The organism is Alienimonas californiensis (assembly GCF_007743815.1).
GTDB classification, from domain to species: Bacteria; Planctomycetota; Planctomycetia; order Planctomycetales; family Planctomycetaceae; genus Alienimonas; species Alienimonas californiensis.
Genome location: NZ_CP036265.1, coordinates 4569942 through 4592714 on the forward strand (window position 1 = coordinate 4569942; position 22773 = coordinate 4592714).

Below are 22773 nucleotides of genomic sequence, written 5' to 3' on the forward strand. Positions count from 1 at the left end.
AATCAAATCGCACTCGCAGCAGTCCCCCCCTCGCCAGATGGCCGAACAGCACGTTTATTCCTTCGGCGCCGGCGCCGCCGACGGCGACCGTACCATGAAGAACACCCTGGGCGGGAAGGGCGCCAACCTGGCCGAGATGTCCAAGACCGGCCTGCCGGTCCCCGCCGGGTTCACCATCACCACCGACGTCTGCGTTCACTACTCGAAGAACAAGGGCGAGTACCCGGCGGGCGTGAAGGAACAGGTCGACGCGGCCATCCGCAAGGTCGAGAAGGCGATGGGCGCCGAGTTCGGCAGCACCACCAACCCCCTGCTGCTCTCCTGTCGCTCCGGCGCCCGCGAGTCCATGCCGGGCATGATGGACACCGTCCTCAACATCGGCCTGAACGAGAAGACGGTCGACGCCCTCATCAAGCAGTCCGGCGACGAACGTTTCGCCTGGGACAGCTACCGCCGCTTCGTGCAGATGTACGGCGACGTCGTGCTGGGCGTGGACCGGGACGAACAGAACGAAGACCCGTTCGAGACGATCATCGACGAGGCCCGCGAGAAGGCCGGCGTCGAATACGACCACGAACTGTCCGCCGATCAGCTCAAGGAGATCGTCGCCGAGTTCAAGAAGGTCGTGAAGGAGCAGAAGGGGCGTGATTTCCCGGACGACCCGATGGAACAACTCTGGGGCGCCATCGGAGCCGTCTTCGACAGCTGGGACAACGACCGGGCCGTCGTGTATCGCCGCCAGTACGGCATCCCGCACGAATGGGGCACCGCCACCAACGTGCAGGCGATGGTGTTCGGCAACCTCGGCAACGACTGCGCCACCGGCGTCGGCATGACCCGCGACGGCGCCGACGGCACCCCCGGATTTAACGGCGACTACCTCATCAACGCCCAGGGCGAAGACGTGGTGGCCGGCATCCGCACCCCCAAGCGGATCGAGGAGACCTTCGAAAAGGACATGCCCGCGGCGTTCAAGGAACTGACCGAGATCGGCGAGCGGCTGGAGGCCCATTATAAGGACATCCAGGATATTGAGTTCACCGTCCAGAAGGGCAAGGTCTGGATGCTCCAGACCCGCAACGCCAAGCGGACCGGCTTCGCCGCCGTGCGGATCGCGCACGACCTCGTCGAAGAGGGCGTGATCGACAGCAAGGAAGCGTTGAACCCCCGCCGCATCCCCGCGGACGACCTCAACCAGCTCCTCCAGCCGATCTTCAATACGGCCGACAAGAAGTCCGCCCAGGACGCCGGCAAGCTGCTGACCAGCGGCATCAACGCCGGCCCGGGCGCCGCCAGCGGCAAGGTCGTCCTCACCGCCGAGACCGCGGAGGCCTGGTACAACAAGGACAACAACGTCAACCTCGTGCTGGTCCGCAAGGAAACCAGCCCGGAAGACCTCCGCGGCATGCGGGTCGCCAAGGGCATCCTGACCGCCCAGGGCGGGGCGAGCAGCCACGCGGCGCTCGTCTCCCGACAGATGGGCAAGGCCTGCATCGTCGGCGCCCAGGAGTTGAACATCAACTACGCCGCCAAGACCGTCTCCGTCGGCGGGACGACGCTGAAGGAAGGCGACGACATCTCCATCGACGGCTTCACCGGCGAGGTCTTCGCGGGCCTCATCCCGACCAGCCCGTCAGAGGTGATGCAGGTGCTCGACGGCGAGCTGAAGGCTGAGGAGAGCGAGACCTACCAGCGCTACAGCAAGATCATGGGCTGGGCCGACGAGCACCGGACGCTGAACGTCCGGGCCAACGCCGAGAGCGATGACGCCGCCGAGGCCGTCGCTTTCGGCGCCGAGGGCATCGGCCTCTGCCGGACCGAGCACATGTTCTTCGGTCACCTCGACGAGATCCGCGAGATGATCCTCGCCGAGACCGCCGAGACCCGTCAGAAGGCGGTCGATCAGCTCCTCCCGTTCCAGAAGGAGGACTTCACCAAGTTGTTCACCACGCTGGCCGGCAAACCGGTCACGATCCGCCTGCTGGATCCGCCGCTGCACGAGTTCCTCTCCGACCGGCACCTCGAGGAGGAACCGGGCCTGGATGAGAAGCTGGCCAAGATCGCCGGCGTCACCAAGGAGGACGTGCACCGCCGGGTGAGCGAACTGCACGAACTCAACCCGATGCTCGGCCACCGCGGCTGTCGTCTGGGCGTCGTGTACCCCGAGGTGACCCGCATGCAGGCCACCGCGATCTTCGAGGCGGCCGTCGCCACGAAGCAGGCCGGCCACGACGTCTACCCCGAGGTGATGATCCCGCTGGTCGGCTTCAAGACGGAGTTCGAGAACCAGGCCGCCGTCGTCCGTGAAGCCGCCGCCGCGGTGTTCGAGAAGGCCGGCGTGGAGATTCCCTACACCGTCGGCACGATGATCGAGATCCCCCGGGCCGCCCTGCGGGCCGACGAGATCGCCGAGGGCGCCGAGTTCTTCAGCTTCGGCACCAACGACCTGACCCAGACCACCCTGGGCATCTCCCGCGACGACTACGGCAGCTTCATGCCGCAGTACCGCGAGATGGACATCGTCCCCGCCGACCCGTTCCAGACGATCGACCAGCCTGGCGTCGGCCGGCTGATGAAGATCGGCATCGAGGGCGGCCGTAAGACCCGTCCGGACCTGAAGATCGGCATCTGCGGCGAGCACGGCGGCGATCCGAAGTCCGTCATGTTCTGCCACGACGCCGGGCTGAACTACGTCTCCTGCAGCCCGCGGCGGATCCCGATCGCCCGCCTCGCCGCCGCCCAGGCGGCCATCGCCGCCGGCTGATCGGTTCCTCTGTGACGCGTCCGTAACGCCGAGGCCCCGCGGGACCTCGGCGTTACTCTTGCGCGGAACGGAAAAGAATCGCCCTTTTCGTGGGCGAAAGAGTCGCTATCATGCTCGCGTCGCAACCGGGACAGGCGTGGAGGGACCGCGCCGCCCGCGCAGTGCGGCCCCCAGCCTCTGGACCCATGAAGACACCTCGCTGACCGCCGCGGACCTTGCCCCCGCGCCCGTTCTCCCCGAGAACCACGGTGCGGTCTTCCGGTCCCGGCTCAGTGAGTGACGACCGCCGACGATGCGGCCGTCAAGGTTCTGGTCTATCGAGTGGGTCGCATGCCCGCTCCAGGCGTTCCCCCTTCTTCTCCTCCGGCTCGACGACCGCGTCGCCGCGCCCCACTTCAAAAGCGACCCCATGAGCGACGGCCTGATCGACCTCAACAAACACCGCAATATCGGCATCTCCGCCCATATCGACAGCGGCAAGACCACGCTGACTGAGCGGATCCTCTTCTACTCCGGCAAGACGCACAAAATTGGTGACGTCAAGAAGGAAGGGGCCGTGATGGACCACATGGAGCTGGAGAAGGAAAAGGGCATCACGATCACTTCCGCGGCCACCTCCGTGGCGTGGAAGGGCTTCACCGTCAACGTGATCGACACCCCGGGCCACGTCGACTTCACCGTCGAGGTGGAACGCTCCCTCCGCGTGCTGGACGGCGCCATCCTGGTGCTGTGCAGCGTCGGCGGCGTGCAAAGCCAGAGCCTGACGGTCGACCGTCAGATGAAGCGCTACCAGATCCCCCGGATCGCCTTCATCAACAAGTGCGACCGCACCGGCGCCGATCCGTTCGGCGTCGCCCAGCAGATGGCCGCCAAGCTGCACGTCACCCCCGTGCCGCTGCAGATCCCGATCGGTCTGGAAGACGAGCACGAAGGGGTCGTCGACCTCATCGAGATGAAGGCCTACTACTTCGACGGCGAAAAGGGCGAGAAGGTCCGCACCGAGGAAGTTCCCGCCGAGTTGAAGGATCAGGCCGACGAGAAACGGGCCGAGATGCTGGAGGCCCTGAGCCTCTACAACGACGAGTTGATGGAGAAGCTGCTCGAGGAGGCGGACATCCCCGCGAAGATGATCCACGACGTCGTCCGCGAGGCGACGCTGAGCCACCAGATCGTCCCCGTGATGATGGGCTCCGCCTTCAAGAACAAGGCCGTCCAGCCCCTGCTGGACGCCGTCAACCGCTACCTGCCCAGCCCCCTGGAGCGGGACATCAGCGCGTTGAACCAGGACGAAGTCGACGAAGACGGCAAGGCCGCCCGCGTCAAGCTGCTGCCGGACAAGGACCTGCCGACCGTCGCGATGGCCTTCAAGATCGTCCAGGAGCAGTTCGGCCAGTTGACCTACACCCGGATTTATCAGGGCACGATCAACAAGGGCGACAGCTACATCAACACCCGGACCGGCCAGAAGACCCGCTTCGGCCGTCTCGTGCGGATGCACGCCAACGACCGCGTCGACGTCGACACCGCCGGCCCCGGCGACATCATCGCGGTCGTGGGCATGGACTGTGCCTCCGGCGATACGTTCTGCGGCGGCGACGTGAACTATTCGCTGGAGAACATCTTCGTCGCCGAGGCCGTCATCACCCGCTCGCTCACCCCGGTGAAGCGGGACGGGGCCGACAAGCTCGGTAAGGCGCTGGAGCGGTTCCGCCGCGAGGACCCGACTTTCCGCGTCTTCAGCGACGAGGAAACCGGCGAGACCCTCATCGCCGGCATGGGCCAGTTGCACCTCGATATTTACGTCGAACGCATCCGGCGTGAATATAAGGTCGAGTGCGAGGTCGGTCCGCCGCGCGTGGCCTATAAGGAACGGCCGACCAAGAAGACCGACTACGACCACAAGCACAAGAAGCAGACGGGCGGCTCCGGCCAGTACGGCCACGTCAAGGGCACGCTCGAGCCGATGACGGACGAGGAACTGGAAGCTGCGGAGGAGCCGTTCGAGTTCGTCAACGAGGTCACGCAGGGCCGTATTCCCCGCGAATACATCCCCGCGATCGAGAAGGGCATGCGTCGCGGCATCGTCAAGGGCCCCCTGGGCGAGTTCGAGGTCGTCGGGATCCGGATGATCCTCAACGACGGCTCGTACCACGACGTCGACTCCTCCGAAATGGCCTTCAACACGACCGGCTTCCAGGCGATGCGGGAGACCCTGAAACGGGCCGCCGTGAAGCTCCAAGAGCCGATCATGAAGCTGGAGATCGAGTGCCCGGAAGAGTTCCAGGGCCCGGTGACCGGCCACGTGAGCAGCAAGCGCGGCATGATCGTCGACAGCGCCACCCGCCACGGGATGGCGACCGTCGAGGCCGAAGTCCCGCTGGCGGAGATGTTCGACTACGCCAACGAACTGCGGTCCATGACCCAGGGCAAAGGTAACTTCAGCATGGAGTTCGCGAAGTACGCCCAGGTCCCGTCGAACATTCAGGAAGACGTCCTGAAGGCCCGCGTCGAACAGCAGGCCGCCAAGGCGGCGATGAAGTAATCGCGACTCTTTTCTGATCCGGATGAGCCCCGCTTGCGGTTTCGCAGGCGGGGCTCTTTGCTGCGCGACCGATGAATCTGTCCGAACTCGTCCGCCGGGCCTGCCTCACGGAGTGCACCGCCCGCAAGCCGGGGAACGTCTACCCGGGGGCGGACTTCGCTGACCTCACCTACGCCCACTTCGTCGCCGCGGCCCATGTCGCGGCGGAGACGCTGCCGGCCGCTGCGAAGCTGGGCGTCGGCCCGGCCGTGTTGAACTGCGTGCGGGCGACCCGGCGGGAGTGCGGGACGAACGTGAACCTCGGGATCGCCCTGCTGCTCGCCCCGCTGTGCGCCGTGCCGGAGGACGTCTCGCTGGCGGACGGCGTCGGGCCGGTTCTTGCCGCGACGACCGTGAAGGACGCCTGGGCCGTGTACGAAGCGATCCGCTTGGCGAGCCCCGGCGGGCTGGGGGAAACGCCGGAGCAGGATGTGCGGGACGAGCCGACGGTGACGCTGACGGAAGCGATGACGTTGGCGGCCAACCGCGATCGGATCGCTCGACAGTACGCCGTAGGATTTGACGACGTGCGCATCTTCGCCGAACGGTTCCCCCTCGAACGGACTGGAAAGTGGGAGTCGGCGACGACGTTTCTCTACCTGATGGAGCTCTCGAGGCACCCGGATTCGCACATCGCCCGCCGGTGCGGACCGGCGACGGCGGAAGAGGCGCGGATTCGAGCCGAGGACGTCGTTCACAAACGGCCGGAGAGATCGGATTGGCCCGTTCACAGGCGGGCGGCCCGGGAACTCGACCGGTTCCTCCGCGGCGGCTCGCCGCGCCGCAATCCGGGCACGACGGCGGACCTCACCTGTGCCGCGCTGTTTTGGGCCGGGCGGGAGCGGCTGATCGAGCTGCCGACGGAGGACGAACTCGCCGCCCACGCGGCGCGTCTCGTCCGGCAGGGCGGGGGCGCGTAGCATCGGACGTTCCCGTCCCCGATTCGGTGCGACCTCGTGCGCGTCTCCCTGCTGCTCGCCGCGTCGCTGCTCGTCCCCGCGACGGCTCTCGCTCAGAATAACGGCAACGCCGGGGGCGTGCTGATCGACCCGGCCGGCGCCCTTACCGCCCGCTACGACAAAACCCTCGGCACCAAGCTCGACAGGGACCGGCAGGCCGCCTTCGCCGCCCAGAACCTGCCCGCGGACCTCAACGCGAGCAGCGACGCCCGCAAGGTCTCGCTGAGGAAGCTCGAAGCCGCCCTCGCCGCGGCGACGGCGGCGGGGCAGGAGCCGGACGAGACGATGCTGCACCTCGCCGGTCTGACCCGGATCGAGGCGATCCTCGTCCAGCCGGGGACGGCGGAGGAGCCGGGGGACGTGGTGCTGGTCGGCCCGGCCGGAGGGTTTGGGCCGGATGCGCTGGGCCGGAAGGTCTCCACGGCGGAGGGCGACCACGGCGGGCGGCCGGTGTTGCACCTGTTCGATCTGCTGGCCGCGCTTCGCGGCGGAGACGCACGGCAGGACGGAGCGATCGGCTGTTCCATCGACCCCGTGCCCGAACGCCAGGCCGCGATGGCTCGCGCGACCGCCGGCCTCGGGGCGGTGCGGTCGGTCTCGCAGGCGGCGGGCATCTACCGGAAGCTGGCGGAGATCCTCGGCGAGCAGACGATCCGCATCTACGGCGTCCCGGCCGGTTCGCACTTCGGCGTCACGCTGGCGGAGGCGGACTACCGCATGAAGCTGATCGCCCTCGGCCTTGAACCCTCCGGGGTGCGGGCTCTGCCGTCGCACCTCGCCCTAATCGGGCCGGGGGCGAACAGCGCCCAGCGGTTTTTCATCGTCGCCGACTACGAACCCGTCGCCGTGAACGCCAACCGCACCGCCTTCGCCCTCCGCGGTCAGCGCCTGCGGATGATGACGGAGGACGAGGCGATCGCCGCCGACGGCAGCCGCCGCGACGCCGGTCAGCGGGGGCAGTCCAACGTGGCCTGGGCGAACCGCTTCACGGAGCAGGTGCCCGCATTGGCCGCCGAACGGCCGATCTTCGCCCAGCTCCAGAGCCTGTACGACCTGGCGGTGACGGCCGAACTGCTGCGGGCGGAGCGATTGGCGGAGCAGGCCGGGTGGACGCCGGGCCTGCTGCTCGACGAAGCCGCATTGCCGGTGCCGGTCGGCCCGGCGCCGAAGACGGTGCCGACGGCGTTCAACACGAAGAGCACGGGCCGCACGGTCGTGGGGCTGATCAGCGGCGGCGTGTCGATCCGACCCGCCGACGCCTTGCGGGAGGCCGGGCAAACGCCGGACTCCGGCGGCGACTTGGAGCAGGCCCGGGCCGACGCCCTCGCCGCGGCCGGCGCGCGGTGGTGGTGGGACTGAGACGTTGGCCGGACGGGGCGGTGAAGGCCAGACTGACGCCATGTCCGCCGACGCCGCCTCCCCCAGCCCGCCGTTCACCGTCGACGTCACCGCCGCGACGTTCGAGGCCGCCGTCCTCCGCAGCCCGGTCCCGGTCGTCGTCGACTTCTGGGCCCCGTGGTGCGGGCCCTGCCGGACGCTCGGCCCGTTGCTGGAAGGCCTCGCCGCGGAGGGCAATGGGGCTTGGACGCTGGCAAAGGTCGACATCGATCAGGAACAGCAGCTCGCCGCGGCGTTCCGCGTCAGCTCGATCCCGCACGTGATCGCCTTCGCCGGGGGGCGGCCGGTCGATCAGTTTGTCGGGCTGAAGACAGAGGCCGATCTGCGGGCGTGGCTCCATCGGCTGGCCCCGGACGAGGCGGACCATCGCCTCGCCGAGGCCGCAAAACTGGAGGCCGACAGTCCCACCGCGGCGGCGATCCGGTACGGCCTTGCCCTCGATCTACGTCCCGGCTTCCCGGAGGCGACGCTGGGCCTCGCCCGCTGTGCGATGCGGACGGGGGACGTGGACGAGGCCGCGGCGGCGCTCGCCGACCTGGAGCAACGCGGCCCGCTCCCCCCGGAGGCCACCAAGCTGAAGGCGGAACTGGCCCTGCGGCAGTCGGGCGGGAAGACCGACCTCGCCGAGGCCCGGGCCGCCGCGGAGGCGGCCCCGGACGACCCGGCGGCGCAACTGACCCTGGCGGACGCCCTCGCCGCCGCGGGCGAGTACGAACCGGCCCTGCAAGCGGCCCTGTCCGTGGTCGAACGCTTCCCCGGCCAGCCTCGCGACGCCGGCAAAGCGGCCATGCTGCGGGTGTTCGAGGTCCTGGGGGCCGACCCGCTGGTCGGCGACTACCGCCGCCGGCTGGCGTCGGCGTTGTACTGAGAGTGAGTAAGGCACGAGCCCCGACCGTCAGGGAGGGGTCGTTTCTCACAGCTCGCTCCCCCCGGATTCGCCGCGTGCCCCATGCGGCGCCAACGGTTCAACGACGCGACCGCTCGGAGGCTTGATGAGCGGCCCCTTCCTGACGGTCGGGGCTCGGGGGCGACGGCCGGGCCTACGCGGCGGCCTTCAGCGACAGCTCTTCGGCGTTCAGGCTGACGACTGCGATGCCCAGCCGATCGGCGAGGTCCATCATCGGGCCGCGGTCGATCATGATCGTTTTGCCGCTCTCAATCGCCAGCACGCGGGCGCCGGCGGCGTGCATCGTGCGGAGGGTGTTCTCGCCGACGGTCGGTACGTCGAAGCGGCGGTCCTGCTGCGGTTTGGCGACCTTCACCACGGTGAAGCCGCCCCGCCGACACAGTTCGCCGGCACGTTCGATGCACTTGTCGGTGCCCTCGATCGCCTCGACGGCCATCACGGCCTTGTCGGCGACGCAGACGCTCTGCCCGACGTCCAGCCGGCCCATCTCCTTGGCGAGGGCCCAGCCGAAGCGGATGTCCTCCCACTGTTTGGGGGTGGGCTGGCGATCGGTGAGGAAGCCGTGCGGCACGAGAAGCTCCGGGGCGTAATCGAGGGCGGACCCGACGGTCAGGCCGCTGCGGGCAAACTCGGCAATCACCGCCAACAGCAGCGTGTCGTCCTTCTTGTCCCGCCGGGCGTGGTGAAACCAGATCGACAGCGCCCGCCAGTCGGGCATCAGCTTGAAAGCCCGCCAAGGTTCGAAGAACACCGTCTTCGTGACCTTGCCGGCCATGACCACTTCCCGCACGCCCGCCCGGCGGAACTTGCGGATCATGCTGCCGGCCCGGCAGATTGGGGCCTCGCGGTAGCCGTCGCAGAGGTCGGCCAGGGCCGGATCGCACATTCCCTGCACGCCGACCGCGAACACCTCGTGCCCGCCGGCCTTCGCCGCCTCGGCGAAGCGGAACGGGAACTGACCGGCGCCGGCCAGCAGACCGACGCGGCCCGGCGGCGGGGCCAGCAGGGGGCGATCGAGCGATTGATCGTCCGGGTCAGGAACCGCGCGCGGCAGGGTGTGGGCCGCCAGGCGAATCGCCTGGGGGCCGGCGGCTGGGTCGATCGCGGCGTCCATGCCGGCGGTGGGCCTGTCGGAGACCATGGGTCTGGGGGCAGTGCGAGGCGGGGGCGAACCCTCAGGCCGCTTCGCGAAGGCTCAGTTCGGGTGCGGCGGCGGGGTCGTTCCCGGCTTCCATGCGTTCGATTTTGGCGGCCAGGGCCGCCACCTGCTTTTGCAGGACTTTGAGCGTTTGCCGCATCTCGGGCAGTTTGCGGGAGGCCATCATCACCTTGACCTCCGCGTCGGCCGGTTGGGCCGGGGCGCCGAGGTAGGTGCCGGGCGTCCGGCAATCGCGGGTCATGCCGGAACCACCGCCCAGGGTGACGTGGTCGCACACCGTGACGTGATCCAGGATGCCGGATCGTGCGGCGGCGATCACGAAAGATCCCGTCGTCACCGAACCGGCGATGCCGACCTGACTGCAGAAGAGATTGTGCGGGCCGATGTCGCAGTTATGAGCGATCACGACCTGGGCGTCCGTGACGGTGCCCTCGCCCAGATAGGTGTCGGCGACCATGCCGCGGGCGACGGTGGTATTGGCGCCGATCAGCGCCCCCTTGCCGACCCGCACGCCACCGTGGTGCGGCAGGTGACGATGGCCGCTGGCGTCGCTGTCGAACCCGAAACCGTCCTGGCCCAGCACGGCGCCGGCCTGCACGGTCACGCCGTCGGCCAGGTGCACGCCGTCGTGCAGCACGCAGTTGGGATGCAGGACGACCCGCTCGCCCAGCGTGCAGCCGGGGCCGACGAAGGCGCCCGGGTACACGACGCAGCCCTCGCCGAGCACGGCGTGTTCGGAGATCGTCGCGCCCGGGTAGACGGTGGCGCTCTCCGCGATCGTGGCGGAGGGATGAACGTACGCGGCCTTGGAGACGCCTTGCTTGTCGCCGGTGCGGCGCGGGGCGAGCGTCGGCAGCAGGGCCACGAAGGCGGCGCGGGCGCCGCTCAGCGGAACGACGGCGCCGGGGAACTTCTCCGCTTTGCCTTCCAGGCCGGGCTCGACCAGAACCGCCGCCGCGGGACAGTCCGCCGGCAGCGACGCCGCCTGCGGGTCCGCCAGAAAGAGCAGGTCGCCGGGCTTGGCGTGCGTGGCGGTGCCCACCCCCGTCACCTCCACCTCCGCCGCGGAGGGCGGGCAGTCGGGCAGGAGATCGCCGAGGAGAGGCATGGCCGCTTCCCTGCAGGGGAGATGAGGAGAAGACCGCCCCGGCGTCTTGCGGGACAGGCTGAGAACAGGGTATCCGAGATCGCCGGGACGTGGAAAGGCCGAACCCGGCCGCATCCGATACCCTAGGCTCCCCCCGCCCCTATTTTTCGCGTCGACCCGTACGAGTCCAACCCATGATCCGCGGCATCCGGGGAGCCACCAGCGTCGAGGCCGACACCCGCGAGGAAGTCCTCGCCGCCACCGCGGAGTTGCTCCGCGAAGTGCTCCAGCGGAACGACGTGACCGATCTGGAACGCGTCAGCAGCGCCTTCTTCACGACCACGCCCGACCTGACGAGCTGCTTCCCCGCCGAGGCGGCCCGCGGCGTGGGCTTCGGGGCCGTGCCGCTGCTGTGCGCCTCCGAGATCGACGTCGCCGGCGCCCTGCCGCGACTGATCCGCGTGCTGCTCCACGTCGACACCCCGCTGGGCCAGCACGACGTGCAGCACGTCTACCTCCACCGGGCGAAGGCCCTCCGGCCGGACCTCGGCGAGGCGCAGTGAGGCAACGACGCCCCGTCCGACAGAGTGCCGGCGGGACTCACGGCAGGAACCGGGCGCGCTCCTGGGGGGTAGGCATCCGGCAGGATTCCTTCTTGCCCCAGATCGCGTAGCGCAGCTTGGAAATCAGCCGGTAGGCGACGTCCCGCACCGGCCCGGGGATCAGCCACAGTGCCCACGACGCGGCCGCCCAGCGACCGCCCAGCTTCCCCAGCGCCCGCACCACGGCCCGGGTGCGACGGGACCGGCCGGTTTCGTCGAGGAACACCAGCGAATCGAGGCACTCGCGATCGCTGCTCGGGAGCAGTTTCTCCGCCGTCTCGCCCTGCAAAGGGGCGAACCGCAGCACGCCCTGCGGGTCGCGGGCCATCAGCCAATCGACGGCTGCGTTGCACAGCCCGCACACGCCGTCAAAGAACAGCACCGGATGACCGTCGGCCGCGGCGGGCAGCCCGGCCCCCTTGGTGGGCCGACCGGCGGCGGGGGCGGCGGGGGACGTGCGGGTCGCGGTCATGCGGGACGAACCGTCTGCGGCGGTCGGAATGAACCGCCGCGGGCTCAGGAGGCGCCGGGCTTCGTTGGGGCGGGGCTCGAGCCGCTTTACCCTGCGTCGTCCCCCCGCCGCCAGCCGCCCCGCGCCCTTCCGATGCCCGCACCTTCGACCGACGCCGCGCCCGCCGCGATTCTGCCGCCGTTGGGGCTGCTCGCCCGCTGCAAGGCGGACGCCGGCCGGTTGAAGGTCGCCGACGCCCTCGGCACGGAACTGACCGGCAAACGGCTGCTGATCGGTTCGCTGATGTTCCGTTCGCTCCTCCGCAAGCATGTGCTGGCGGCGGACGAGGAGCACGTCGGCGTCCTGCTGCCCCCCAGCGTCGGCGCTGTGCTGGCGAACGCCGCCCTAACGCTCGATCAGCGGGTGACGGTCAACGTGAATTACACGCTGTCCAACGAGGTGGCGAACCACTGCCTGCGAGAAGCGGGGGTGCGACACGTGCTCACCAGCCGGGCCTTCCTCAAGAAGAAGCCGATGGAGCTGGACACGGAATATGTCTACCTCGAAGACCTGAAGGAGCGGGCCGGAGCCCTTGATAAGCTCAAGGCGGCCGCCCACGCCGCCCTGCCGCTGGGCCTGCTGACGAAATCGCTGGGGCTGGACCGTCTCGACCCGGACGCGACGCTGACCGTCGTGTTCACCTCCGGCAGCACGGGGGAGCCGAAGGGGGTCGAACTGACGCACAAAAGCGTCGGCAGCGTACTGGCGGCGATCGAGCCGCTGGCCCACCCGGTGGAGGAGGACGTGACGCTCGGGGTGCTGCCGTTCTTCCACAGCTTCGGCTACACAGCGACGCTCTGGTGGCCGCTGGTGCATCCCGGCGCCGGCGTCTACGGGCCGAACCCGCTCGACAGCCGCACCGTCGGCAAGCTGGGGGAGAAATATCGCCCCACGATCACCTTCGCCACGCCGACGTTCCTCCGCGGCTACCTGAAACGCTGCACGCCGGAGCAACTGGGGACCCTGAACCTGGTGGTCGTCGGCGGCGAACAGCTTCCCGCGGACCTGCGGGAGGCGTGGGCGGAGAAGTTCGGCATCGCTCCCACGGAGGGGTACGGCGCCACGGAACTGAGCCCCGTCGTCTCCTGCAACGTCCCGCCGGAGCGCCAACGCCCCGGCGACGTGCCGGGCCTGAAGCACGGCACGATCGGCCGCCCGCTGCCGGGCGTGCGGGTGCGAATCGTCTCCTCCGAGACCGGCGAGGAACTGCCGATCGGCGAGGAGGGCGTGCTCCAGGTGGGCGGGGCGACCGTGATGAAGGGCTACCTGCACGACCCGCAGAAGACCGCGAAAGCCGTCCGCGACGGCTGGTACGACACGGGAGATATGGCGCGGCTCGACGAGGACGGCTTCATCCACATCACCGGGCGACTCAGCCGGTTCAGCAAGATCGGCGGGGAGATGGTTCCGCACCTGAAAATCGAGGAAGCCCTCCTGAAGGCCTGCGCCTGCGGGCCGGAGGAGCCGGCGGAGGAGGGCGCCGAGGCGGACGGCCCGACGCTCGCCGTCAGCGCCGTGCCGGACGCGAAGAAAGGCGAGCGGGTCGTCGTGCTGCACCGCGACCTGCCGCTGCCGGTGAGCGAACTGCGGGCGAAACTGAACGAGAGCGGCCTGCCGAACCTCTGGCTGCCGGACGCGGACGCCTTCTACAAGGTGGATGCGATTCCGGTGCTTGGGACTGGCAAACTCGACCTGAAAGCGTTGCAGACGCTTGCCGCCGAACGGTCCGCGGAGCGGACGCCGAAGGCCTGAGCGAGAATCCGAGCCGATCGGGTTGACGGAGCGGGGCGGGTTCTCCTATCGTTCCGCCCGCGACGGGTTCCCGTGAACCCGACGCGGGGCGGCCGTGTCCGACGGACGCCGAGCGGGTCAAACCGCACCTCACGGGGGATTAGCTCAGCTGGGAGAGCGCCTGCATGGCATGCAGGAGGTCAGGGGTTCGAGTCCCCTATCCTCCACTGAATCGGTTCCTCGAAACCGTCGCCGACCGCCGGACCTTCGGGTCCGGCGGTTTTTCGTGCGCGGAGGGGTCGGTCGGCGGGTCGGGCGGAGTCATCGGAAAATGGGCGGACGAGTGCTTGACACCCTCCGCCGCCGCCTCTACTTCGGAGCCCCCCGGCGGGTGGTCCGCCGTGGCGCCACCTTGCCGACGCTCTCGCCGCGATGCTCACGGTTCAACCTGCCGCCCCTTTCGTTCCGTTCTCGACCGGAACCATCGACCCCGACGTCGCCGCGATGCCGAGCGCCCGGCCGTTCGAGCTATGGGCGGTGATCGAGGACGAGGAAGAATTTGAGGAGGTCTTCGACGACGAAGACGACGAGTTCGAAGACGAGCTGGAGGACGAGGACGACGAGTTCGAGGATGAGGAGCTCGAAGAGGAGGACGAGGACGAGATCGACGAGGAGGAGATCGACGAAGACCTCGACGAGGACGACGACTTTGAGGAGGAGGAGGACGAGGACGACGACGAGGACTTCCTCGACGACGAGGACGACGATTTTTGAGCTCCGTCCCCGCCTCCCCCGACGGCGCCGCCGTGATGCCTGATTTGGCGAAGAAGATCGACGCGGCCGCCGCCGCCGTGCGCGAGCGGTGCGGGCGGACGCCGCGGGTCGCGGTGGTCACCGGCACGGGTCTGGGCGGGCTGGCGGAGGCCGTCGCCGTTGAGGCCGAGATCCCCTACTTGGAGATCCCGCACTTTCCCGCCTCCACCGCCCCCGGGCACCGGGGCCGGCTATTGCTGGGGGAACTGGGCGGGGCGAGCGTCGCCGTGCTGGACGGCCGGTTTCACTCCTACGAGGGCTACACCCTCGCCGAGTGCACGTTCCCGATCCGCGTGGTGCGGGCGCTGGGGGCGGAGACCCTCGTGCTGACCAACGCCGCCGGCGGCCTAAACCCGGCGTTCGAGCTGGGCGATTCGATGCTGATCGAGGACCACATTGATCTGCTGCCCGGCAACCCGCTGACCGGCCCGAACGACGACGCGCTCGGCCCCCGGTTCCCGGACATGTTCGAGCCCTACGACCGCGGCCTGCTGGCCCTGGCCCGCGAAGAGGCCGCCGCGGCGGGGATGACGCTGCGGGAGGGCGTGTTCGTCGCTGTGCCCGGCCCGAACCTGGAGACCCGCGCCGAGTACCGTATGCTCCGCGGCTTCGGGGCGGACGTCGTCGGCATGAGCACCGTCCCGGAGTGCATCGTCGCCAAGCACTGCGGCCTGAAAACGCTGGCCTTCAGCGTGGTCACGGACCTCTGCGATCCCGACCGGCTGGAGCCGGTGGATATCGCCAAGATCATCGCCACCGCCGAGCGGGGCGGGGCGGCGCTGTCGGCGCTGCTGCAACGCGTCATCCCGCGGCTGTAACGAACCGTCGGCGAGCGGTGGGCGTCCGCCCTCCGTGTGCTCTCAAAGCCGCCGCTCCGAACGGGGCGCCCGCCCACGGACACGGGAGGGCTGACGCCCCCCGCTCGCCTGTCTGGGAGCGGATCCGTACCATCCCGCCCCGCGCCTCCTGAGACCCGCCGCCGCCGTGCCGTCCCCGTTCCCCAAACTCGCCGGTCCCGACTTTCTCGCCGGGGAACACGACACCCTGCGGTTCTGGGAGCAGAACCGCACCTTCGATCAGCTCCGCGATCAGACGGAGCAGGGCGAACCGTGGACGTTCCTCGACGGCCCGATGACGGCCAACAACCCCATGGGCGTGCACCACGCCTGGGGCCGCACCTACAAGGACGCCTTCCGCCGCTTTCACGCGATGAACGGCCGGAAGTGCTGGTGGCAGAACGGCTTCGACTGTCAGGGCCTCTGGGTCGAGGTCGAGGTGCAGAAGGAGTTCGGCCTGCAATCCAAGGCGGACATCCAGGCCTTCGGCGTCGACCGCTTCGTCACGGAGTGCAAGAAGCGAGTGCTGCGGTTCGCCGCCCGGCAGACGGAGCAGTCGGTTCGCCTCGGCTACTGGATGGACTGGGACGACCCGGACGAACTGCGGCGGTTGGCCGACGCCCTCGGCGAGAGCCGGGAGGTCTCCTACAAAACGGCCTCCGGCGAGGTCGTCACCGGGCACCCGGAGGAGATCACCGCCCGGCTCGGTTCCCCCCGCGACGCCGCGGGCTGGGGCGGGAGCTACTTCACGTTCTCCACAGAGAACAACGAGACGATCTGGTCCTTCCTCAAGAAGTGCCACGAGCGCGGCAAGGTCTACCGCGGCAACGACGTGATGCCCTGGGGCGGCACCGCCGGTTCGGCTTACTCCCAGATGGAAGTCGCCGACGGCCGCAAGCTGACGACCCACCGCAGCGTGTTCGTCCGCTTCCCGATCCGCGGTCGGGAGAACGAGTACCTGCTCGCCTGGACGACCACCCCCTGGACGCTGACCAGCAACGTCGCCTGCGCCGTCGCCGGCGATCTGGACTACGCCCGGGTGAAGCTGAACCGGGACGGCGCGATCCTGCACGTCGCCGCCGAGGCGCTGAACAACCAGCGGCTCGCCAAAGAGTTTAAGGAAGGCTTCGGCGGCGACGGCCCCTGGCCGGAGGGCGTCCCGAAGCTGAAGACGCTCGCCCAGATCTTCAAGGAACAGGGCGGCTACGAGGTCGTCGGCACGGTCAAGGGTTCCGAACTGATCGGCCTGCAATACGACGGCCCGTTCGACGCGTTGCCCGCCCAGCAGTCGCCCGGCGGGTTTCCCGTGGAGCCGGGTGGGGAAGGGGAGCCGTCGGCGGCGGAGGCCCACCGGGTCATCGACGGCGGCCGGGACAGCCGGGGCAGCTCCGTCGTCACCGCGGCGGAGGGTACGGGCATCGTGCACACCGCCCCCGGCTGCGGCGATATCGACCACAAACTCGGCGAGCAGCACGGCCTGCCGATCGTCGCCCCGCTGGACGAGGCCGGCCGCTTCGTCGAGGGCTTCGGCGAGTTCACCGGCCTGGCCGCCTACGAGCCGGACGCCGCCGCGTTGGTCCTGACTCGGCTGAAGGAAAGCGGCTTCCACGTCGCCGACGAGCTCTACCCGCACGTCTACCCGCACTGCTGGCGGACCGGCGAGGAGCTGATCTTCCGCCTGGTCGACGAATGGCTGATCCGCATGGATTGGCGGGACGAAATCAAGGAGGTCGTCAAGACGATCGACTGGCGGCCGGAGAGCATCGACGGCGAACGGCGCGAGCTGGAATGGCTCGAAAACATGCGGGACTGGATGGTCTCCAAGAAGCGGTTCTGGGGTCTGGCGCTGCCGATCTGGGCCGACCCGGAGAGCGGCGAGTTCGAGGTGATCGGTTCGCTGGACGAACTGAAGGAGCGGGCCGTCGAGGGCTGGGACGGCTTCGAGGGCCGCACCCCGCACAAGCCCTGGATCGACGGGGTGAAGATCCAATCGTCCACCACCGGCAAGCTGCTCAGCCGCGTGCCGGACGTGGGCAACCCCTGGCTGGACGCCGGCATCACGCCGTTCAGCACGACCGGCTACAACGTCGACCGGGGGGAGTGGGAGAAGCTCTACCCGTTCGATCTGGTCAGCGAGAGCTTCCCCGGCCAGTTCCGCAACTGGTTCTATTCCCTGCTGGCCCTCGGCACGATGATGCGCCACGGGGAGGCGACGCCGGAGGAGAAACGGCCGTTCAAGGCCCTGTTCGGCTACAAGCTGGTCCTGGACGAAACCGGCCGGGCGATGCACAAGAGCGACGGCACCGCGATCTGGTTCGAGGAGGCCGCGGAGCAACTGGGCGTCGACACGATGCGGTGGATGTACCTCGCCCAGGACCCCGCCCGGGACCTGCGGTTCGGCACCCGCCACCCGGACAGCCCGGTCCCGCTGGCGACGCCCGAGGGCACGATCCAACAGACCCGCGAGGGCTTCCCCACCTGCGAGGTCACCAGCGGCCCGGCGGACGAGACCCGGCGCCGGGTGCTGATCCCGCTGTGGAACTGCCTGACGTTCTTCACCGAATACGCCCGGGCAGACGGCTTCGAGATCACCCACAAGACCGTCGTCGGGCTGAAGGACTGCCCGGAGATCGACCGCTGGCTGATCGCCCGACTGCGGGAGACGATCGCCGAAGTGACGGAGGGGTACGAGGACTACCGCCCCGCCGACGCCTGCGGGGCCGTCGAAGCCTTTCTCGACGACCTGTCGAACTGGTACATCCGCCGAAATCGGCGGCGGTTCTGGCGGACGGCGGACGCGTCCGGTCCCCAGGCGGATACGGACAAGCGGGCGGCGTATCTCACGCTGTACTCCGCATTGGTCACGCTGGCGAAGCTGGTCGCTCCGTCGATGCCGTTCCTCGCCGAACGCATCTATCAGGCGCTCGTTATCGCGCAAAATGCGGGGACGCCGAAGGGCGAGCGGCCGCCGCACAGCGTGCACCTCTGCCCGTTTCCGAAGGTCAGCGACCACCCCGCAGACCCGGACGCCACCCTCACGGCCCGCATGGCCGCCGCCCAGGCGGCGGTGCGACTGGGGCACCGGTTGCGGGAGGAAACGGGCCATCGCGTGCGGCAACCGTTGCCGGAGTTGCGGGTTTCCACGGACGATCCGGCCGTCGCCGCGGCGGTCGCCACCCTGGCGGACGTGATCGCCGACGAACTGAACGTTAAGACGGTCACGCCGGCCGAGTCGCTGGACGACCTCGTTAAATACACCTTCAAGCCGAACCTGAAGACGCTCGGCCCGCGCTACGGCAAGCGGCTGGGGGCGATCCGACAGGCCCTGCCGGCCCTGTCGGACGAACTCGCCCCGCTGCGGCGGGGGGAACACGTCACGGTGACGGTCGGCGGCGAACCGCTGGAACTGGGGCCGGAGGACGTGCTGGTCACGACGGAGCAGTCCGGCGACTGGGCCAGCGCCAGCGAGACGCTGCCCGGCGGCGAAAGCGTGACCGTCGCCCTCTCCACCGCCCTCACGCCGGAACTGGAGGTCGAGGGCCGGGCGCGGGACTTCGTGCGGCTCGTGCAGGAGGCCCGCAAGGCCGCCGGGCTGGAACTCAGCGACCGCATCGCCGTCACCTACGACCCCGCCGACGCCCAACGGGCCGCCGCCGTGGAGACCTGGACGGACTACATCCGCGGCGAAACCCTCGCCGACTCCCTGACCCCCGGCGAGACCGGCGGCGAGGCGGTGACGGTGCGGAAGGTTTAGCCTTCCACTAACCCGAAGCGTCAGCGAGGGCCGCCCGCCCCGCAGGGGCGGGCGGCGCCGAAGCCCTCACTGACGCTCCGGGTTGGTGGTGGGGCTCAAACAACCTTGGCAGCGCGACACCCGCGAAACCCGCGGGGGGTTGGAACGGTATCGCCTCGCGTTCCGTTCCTCACGATCCGCCGCCATGCGCCGCTGCCTGTCGCTCGCCCCGCTCCTCGCCCTCGCCCTCGCCTCGCCGGCCGTCGTTCCGCGGGCGGCCGGGCAGGAGGAGACCGAACCGCCGCTCGAACGGCTCGAACCCGTCGGGGTGATCACGTTCGCCGGCGTGGAACGGGCGCGGGCGGACATCGACTTCATGTTCTCGACCGTCGAACGGGAGGACATGTCGGAGGTCGTCGACGGCTACCTGGAGTTCGTCAACAACTTGGAAGGCGTGGACCGCACCCGGCCGTTCGGGGTGATGGTGTTCCTGAAGCCGGGCTTCGTGCCGATTCCCAGCCCCGTCGGCTTCCTGCCGATCTCCGATCTGGCCGATTTTCGGGGGTCGCTCAGTACCCGTCCGAACGTCACGACGGAAATGCTGACCGACGACCTGATGGAGGTGAAGGGGGGCTTCACCCTGTTCGTCAAACTGCAGGACGACTACGCGCTGATCTCCAACGAGCGGCCGTTCCTGGAGGAACGCATCCTGCCGAACCCGCTGAACGTCGCGGGCCCGCTGGCCGCCCGCTACGACTTTGCCGCCCAGGCCCTGCCGAAGAACATCCCGCCGGGCATGCGGAAGCTCTTTCAGAACCTGCTCCGCCAGAACACGCAGACCCAGATGCAGCGCCGCGACGACGAGCCCGAAGCCGCCTTCCGCGTCCGGAAGAACCGGGCGAAGCGCACGCTGGAACAGCTTGAGGCCCTGCTGGAGGGCTCCGACGAGATCACCCTCGGGATCGACGCCTCCGCGGAGCGGCGGACGATCGAGGTCGACCTCGCCTTCGAGGCCGTCCCGGGCACCGCCTGGGAGGAGGAGTTGGCCCGGATCAAAGCCCGTCCGACGGCCTTCGACGTGCTCTACGAAGAAGCCGCCCCGCTGAGCCTCGTCGCCGGGCTGACCTACAACAGTTGGGATCAGGCGGCGACGATCGAACAACTCCGCGTGGCCCAGGACGAACTCGGCGCCGCCCTCTCCGGCCTGCGGCCCCTCGGCGACGAAGAGCCCGCGCGGATCGGGGAACTGGAGGAAGTCCGCGAGGCCGGCACGAGCGACTACACGCTGATCGACCCGGCCACGCGGCAACTGACGAACGACGTTTTCGAGCCGCTGATCGTCACCGTTGAAAACGGTGAACTGAACTTCTTCACGCAGGTCCGCCGGCGGGAGTCGACGGGGATGATGGCCCTCGGCGGCATGACGATCGCCCAGGGCGACCGCTTCAGCCAGGGAGTGCCGCAGGTGTTGGAACGGCTGCTCGACAAGCTGCCGGAGAACAACCCGCTGGTGCAAAACCTGACGCTGAACGTCGCGGCAGAGAACGGCGTGACTTGGCACCGCTTCGACGTCGCGAGCGACGGCGACCGGGCCACGGCTGTGGATGCGACAGAGCAAGGCGACGACGAGCCGGTCGCCGTCGATGTGCAGGAAAGCGATCGCTTCCGCTTTTTCGGCGGTCAGCCGGCGATCCACGTTGGGCTGGGTCGCCAGCACGTCTGGGCGGTGATCGGCGCCGAGGGCTCGCTGGAAGAGGCGATGGCGGCCGTCGAGGCGGTACAGGCGACCGCCGGCCGCCTCGGCGTCGCCCCGGAGGCCCCCGTGCGGGGGGCGGTCAACGTCAACGGCTGGTTCTCCGACAACCTCGACGAGGTGGACGATGCGGGCCTCCGCGCCCGCGACGCCTTCGCTGACGGCTCGGACCGGCTGCTCGTCCGGTTCGGCCCCACCCCCTCGGGCGGCGGCCGTCTCCGACTGGTCTTCGGCGAGGGCTTCATCCGCTTCCTCGCCCTGTCCCTGACCGACCGCTACGACGAGTCGCAGCTGTGAGCCGACGCGGGGGCGCTTGCGGGCGTCCCCGAACGATTCCGCACCGGCCGAAACGAGAACGTCCCGAACCCTCCGAGGGTCCGGGACGTTCTTTGCGTTCGCCAAGGCGGTCCTAACCGTTCAGCGTTTTCCCGTAGTAGGTCACGAACGTTTCCAGGTCCAAGTCCGCGGAAAGGTCCGCGCCAGCGGCCTCGAACTTCGGCTTCAGCTTCTCGCTGCGGTCCCACTCCGGCAGGCTCACCTTGCCGCTGCGGTCGCGGTCCAGCAGCTTGAAGAACCGCTCCGCCGCCGTCCGGTCGCTGGGACTGATTTCCGCGGCGGCCGCGGGGGCGGCGCTCACGACGGGCGTGGCCGTCCGCGTGGGGACGGCGCTGGTCGGCGACTCCCTAGACGACTCGATGGGCGCGGGGACCACGGTCAGGCTCGACGGCGGCAGGACGGCGCCTTCGCCGCGGGCGTAGTCGCGCGCATCGGCCTCCGCGAGTTCGCGGGGGGTGAGGTAGCCGTCGCCGTCGCGATCGAGGGTGATGAACTCCGCGAGCAGGGCGCGGTTCCAGAGGCGCCATTCGTAGAGGCCGATCTGGCCGTCCTCGTCGGCGTCGAACTCGCCGAACGCCTGCGGCAAGTCGCGGGTGACGCGGACCGGCTGTCCCCGTCCGTCCCGGGCGCCGCCGCGGACGAAGCTGGGTCCGCTGGACTGGGACGAGCGTTCGCGGGACTCGTCGCCCTGCGGCTCCTCCCGGCGCTGCTCCTCGCCGCCCTCGCTTTCCTGCTCGCGGGCGCGTTTCTGCTCGTAGGCTTCCGCCCCCTTATTCCAGGCGTCACGGGAGTAGGCCTTTTGGGGATCGAGCCCGCGGTCCTGCATGAACCGTTTCATCCGATCGTCGCCGACCTCGTCCGGGGTGATCTGCCCGTCGTTGTTCCGGTCGGCCCGGCTCCAGACCCAGTCGAAGATCCGTCGCTCACGGGACTGCCCCTCCTCGCCGCCGCCGGGGCCGCCGGGGCCGCCCCGACCGCCTCGATCCTCCCCTTCGCCCCCGCGGCCGCGGTCAGGCGGGCCGCCGCGATCTCCCCCCTCGGTCCGGCCGCCGCGATCGGGCGGACCGCCACGGTCCGACTGTTCGTCACGACCCGGCGGGCCGCCGCGTTCCCCCCGGCCGAACTGACTGCCGCGGTCGCCGCGGCCGAACTGAGATCGGTCGCCGCGCTCGGGAGACTGCTCCCCGCCGCGGGTCGGCGGACCGCCGCGCATGCCGCGATCCGACTGAGCCATGGCCGCGTCTGCGGTCACCAGCAGGGCGGCACAGGCGAGCAGAAACGGACCGGCGGTCGTCAATGGGCGGCGAGGCATGGCTTTCGAGATTTTGAGAGGTCCGCCGTCGCGGCGGCGGGGTTGAACTATCCTAGGGAACACCGGTCGCGCCCCGTAGGTGTCGCCGAGCCCCTCATTTTCGGGCGTTCCCGATCGACGACGCATCCTCCCCGCCGGTCGAACCCTCGCCGCCCGCCGTCGCCCCGATCGCCCGCTGACCGCCGTCGGCTCGCCCGTCGACCCTCCCCCCGGCCGCTCGTAGCATTGACCGTCGCCGTATTGAAACCCGCTGCCGCGTCGGCCGTTCCTTCCGTTCGTCCCGCCTGCCCG

At 69.5% G+C, this 22773-nt stretch carries 15 protein-coding genes and 1 tRNA gene; 12 read left to right on the forward strand and 4 right to left on the reverse strand.

All coding sequences use genetic code 11. The features are described from left to right. Positions 1-37 precede the first annotated feature (37 nt). From ppdK to trxA, 5 genes are all read left to right on the forward strand, one after another. Positions 38-2764 carry a pyruvate, phosphate dikinase gene (ppdK, locus tag CA12_RS18170; protein ID WP_145360405.1) on the forward strand — a complete coding sequence of 909 codons (2727 nt, stop codon included), beginning with the start codon at positions 38-40 and terminating at the stop codon, positions 2762-2764. A gap of 424 nt (positions 2765-3188) precedes the next feature. Then, entirely contained in the window at positions 3189-5306 is a 2118-nt protein-coding gene (fusA, locus tag CA12_RS18175) for an elongation factor G (RefSeq protein ID WP_165700934.1), read from the forward strand. A gap of 71 nt (positions 5307-5377) precedes the next feature. After that, positions 5378-6265: a triphosphoribosyl-dephospho-CoA synthase gene (locus tag CA12_RS18180; protein ID WP_145360407.1), complete on the forward strand. Its 888-nt coding sequence runs from the start codon at positions 5378-5380 to the stop codon at positions 6263-6265. 36 nt (positions 6266-6301) lie between these two features. Further along, entirely contained in the window at positions 6302-7663 is a 1362-nt protein-coding gene (locus CA12_RS23045) for a DUF1598 domain-containing protein (RefSeq protein WP_145360408.1), read from the forward strand. A gap of 40 nt (positions 7664-7703) precedes the next feature. Next, positions 7704-8570, forward strand: coding sequence for a thioredoxin (gene trxA / locus CA12_RS18190; RefSeq protein WP_145360409.1), 867 nt, complete (start codon positions 7704-7706; stop codon positions 8568-8570). A gap of 172 nt (positions 8571-8742) precedes the next feature. Here trxA and CA12_RS18195 read toward each other — a convergent pair whose 3' ends face one another. Beyond that, positions 8743-9750 carry an LpxI family protein gene (locus tag CA12_RS18195; RefSeq protein WP_242688013.1) on the reverse strand — a complete coding sequence of 336 codons (1008 nt, stop codon included), beginning with the start codon at positions 9748-9750 and terminating at the stop codon, positions 8743-8745. Between the two features lie 34 nt (positions 9751-9784). Beyond that, positions 9785-10876 (reverse strand): UDP-3-O-(3-hydroxymyristoyl)glucosamine N-acyltransferase, encoded by a 1092-nt coding sequence (gene lpxD / locus CA12_RS18200; RefSeq protein WP_165700847.1) that lies wholly within the window; start codon positions 10874-10876, stop codon positions 9785-9787. A gap of 173 nt (positions 10877-11049) precedes the next feature. On the opposite strand from lpxD, the gene aroH reads away from it, so the two are divergent. Further along, entirely contained in the window at positions 11050-11418 is a 369-nt protein-coding gene (gene aroH / locus CA12_RS18205; RefSeq protein WP_145360411.1) for a chorismate mutase, read from the forward strand. 37 nt (positions 11419-11455) lie between these two features. Here aroH and CA12_RS18210 read toward each other — a convergent pair whose 3' ends face one another. Further along, complete coding sequence (locus CA12_RS18210; protein ID WP_145360412.1) at positions 11456-11929, reverse strand: thiol-disulfide oxidoreductase DCC family protein; 474 nt, start codon at positions 11927-11929, stop codon at positions 11456-11458. 132 nt (positions 11930-12061) lie between these two features. On the opposite strand from CA12_RS18210, the gene CA12_RS18215 reads away from it, so the two are divergent. The 6 genes from CA12_RS18215 to CA12_RS18240 all read left to right on the forward strand — a co-directional run bounded on the left by CA12_RS18215 (position 12062) and on the right by CA12_RS18240 (position 21131). Next, entirely contained in the window at positions 12062-13720 is a 1659-nt protein-coding gene (locus tag CA12_RS18215) for an AMP-binding protein (RefSeq protein WP_145360413.1), read from the forward strand. Positions 13721-13853: 133 nt separating this feature from the next. Further along, positions 13854-13926 (forward strand) — tRNA-Ala (locus CA12_RS18220). Between the two features lie 277 nt (positions 13927-14203). Beyond that, positions 14204-14473, forward strand: coding sequence for a hypothetical protein (locus CA12_RS22230; protein WP_165700848.1), 270 nt, complete (start codon positions 14204-14206; stop codon positions 14471-14473). Then, entirely contained in the window at positions 14470-15330 is an 861-nt protein-coding gene (locus CA12_RS18230) for a purine-nucleoside phosphorylase (protein WP_242688015.1), read from the forward strand. Before CA12_RS22230 ends, CA12_RS18230 begins: the two co-directional genes overlap by 4 nt. 166 nt (positions 15331-15496) lie before the next feature. Further along, positions 15497-19102 carry a class I tRNA ligase family protein gene (locus CA12_RS18235; RefSeq protein ID WP_145360414.1) on the forward strand — a complete coding sequence of 1202 codons (3606 nt, stop codon included), beginning with the start codon at positions 15497-15499 and terminating at the stop codon, positions 19100-19102. A 184-nt stretch (positions 19103-19286) separates the two neighbouring features. Next, positions 19287-21131 (forward strand): hypothetical protein, encoded by a 1845-nt coding sequence (locus CA12_RS18240; RefSeq protein ID WP_145360415.1) that lies wholly within the window; start codon positions 19287-19289, stop codon positions 21129-21131. A 112-nt stretch (positions 21132-21243) separates the two neighbouring features. Here CA12_RS18240 and CA12_RS18245 read toward each other — a convergent pair whose 3' ends face one another. Further along, complete coding sequence (locus tag CA12_RS18245; protein ID WP_145360416.1) at positions 21244-22482, reverse strand: EF-hand domain-containing protein; 1239 nt, start codon at positions 22480-22482, stop codon at positions 21244-21246. Between the last annotated feature and the right edge of the window lie 291 nt (positions 22483-22773).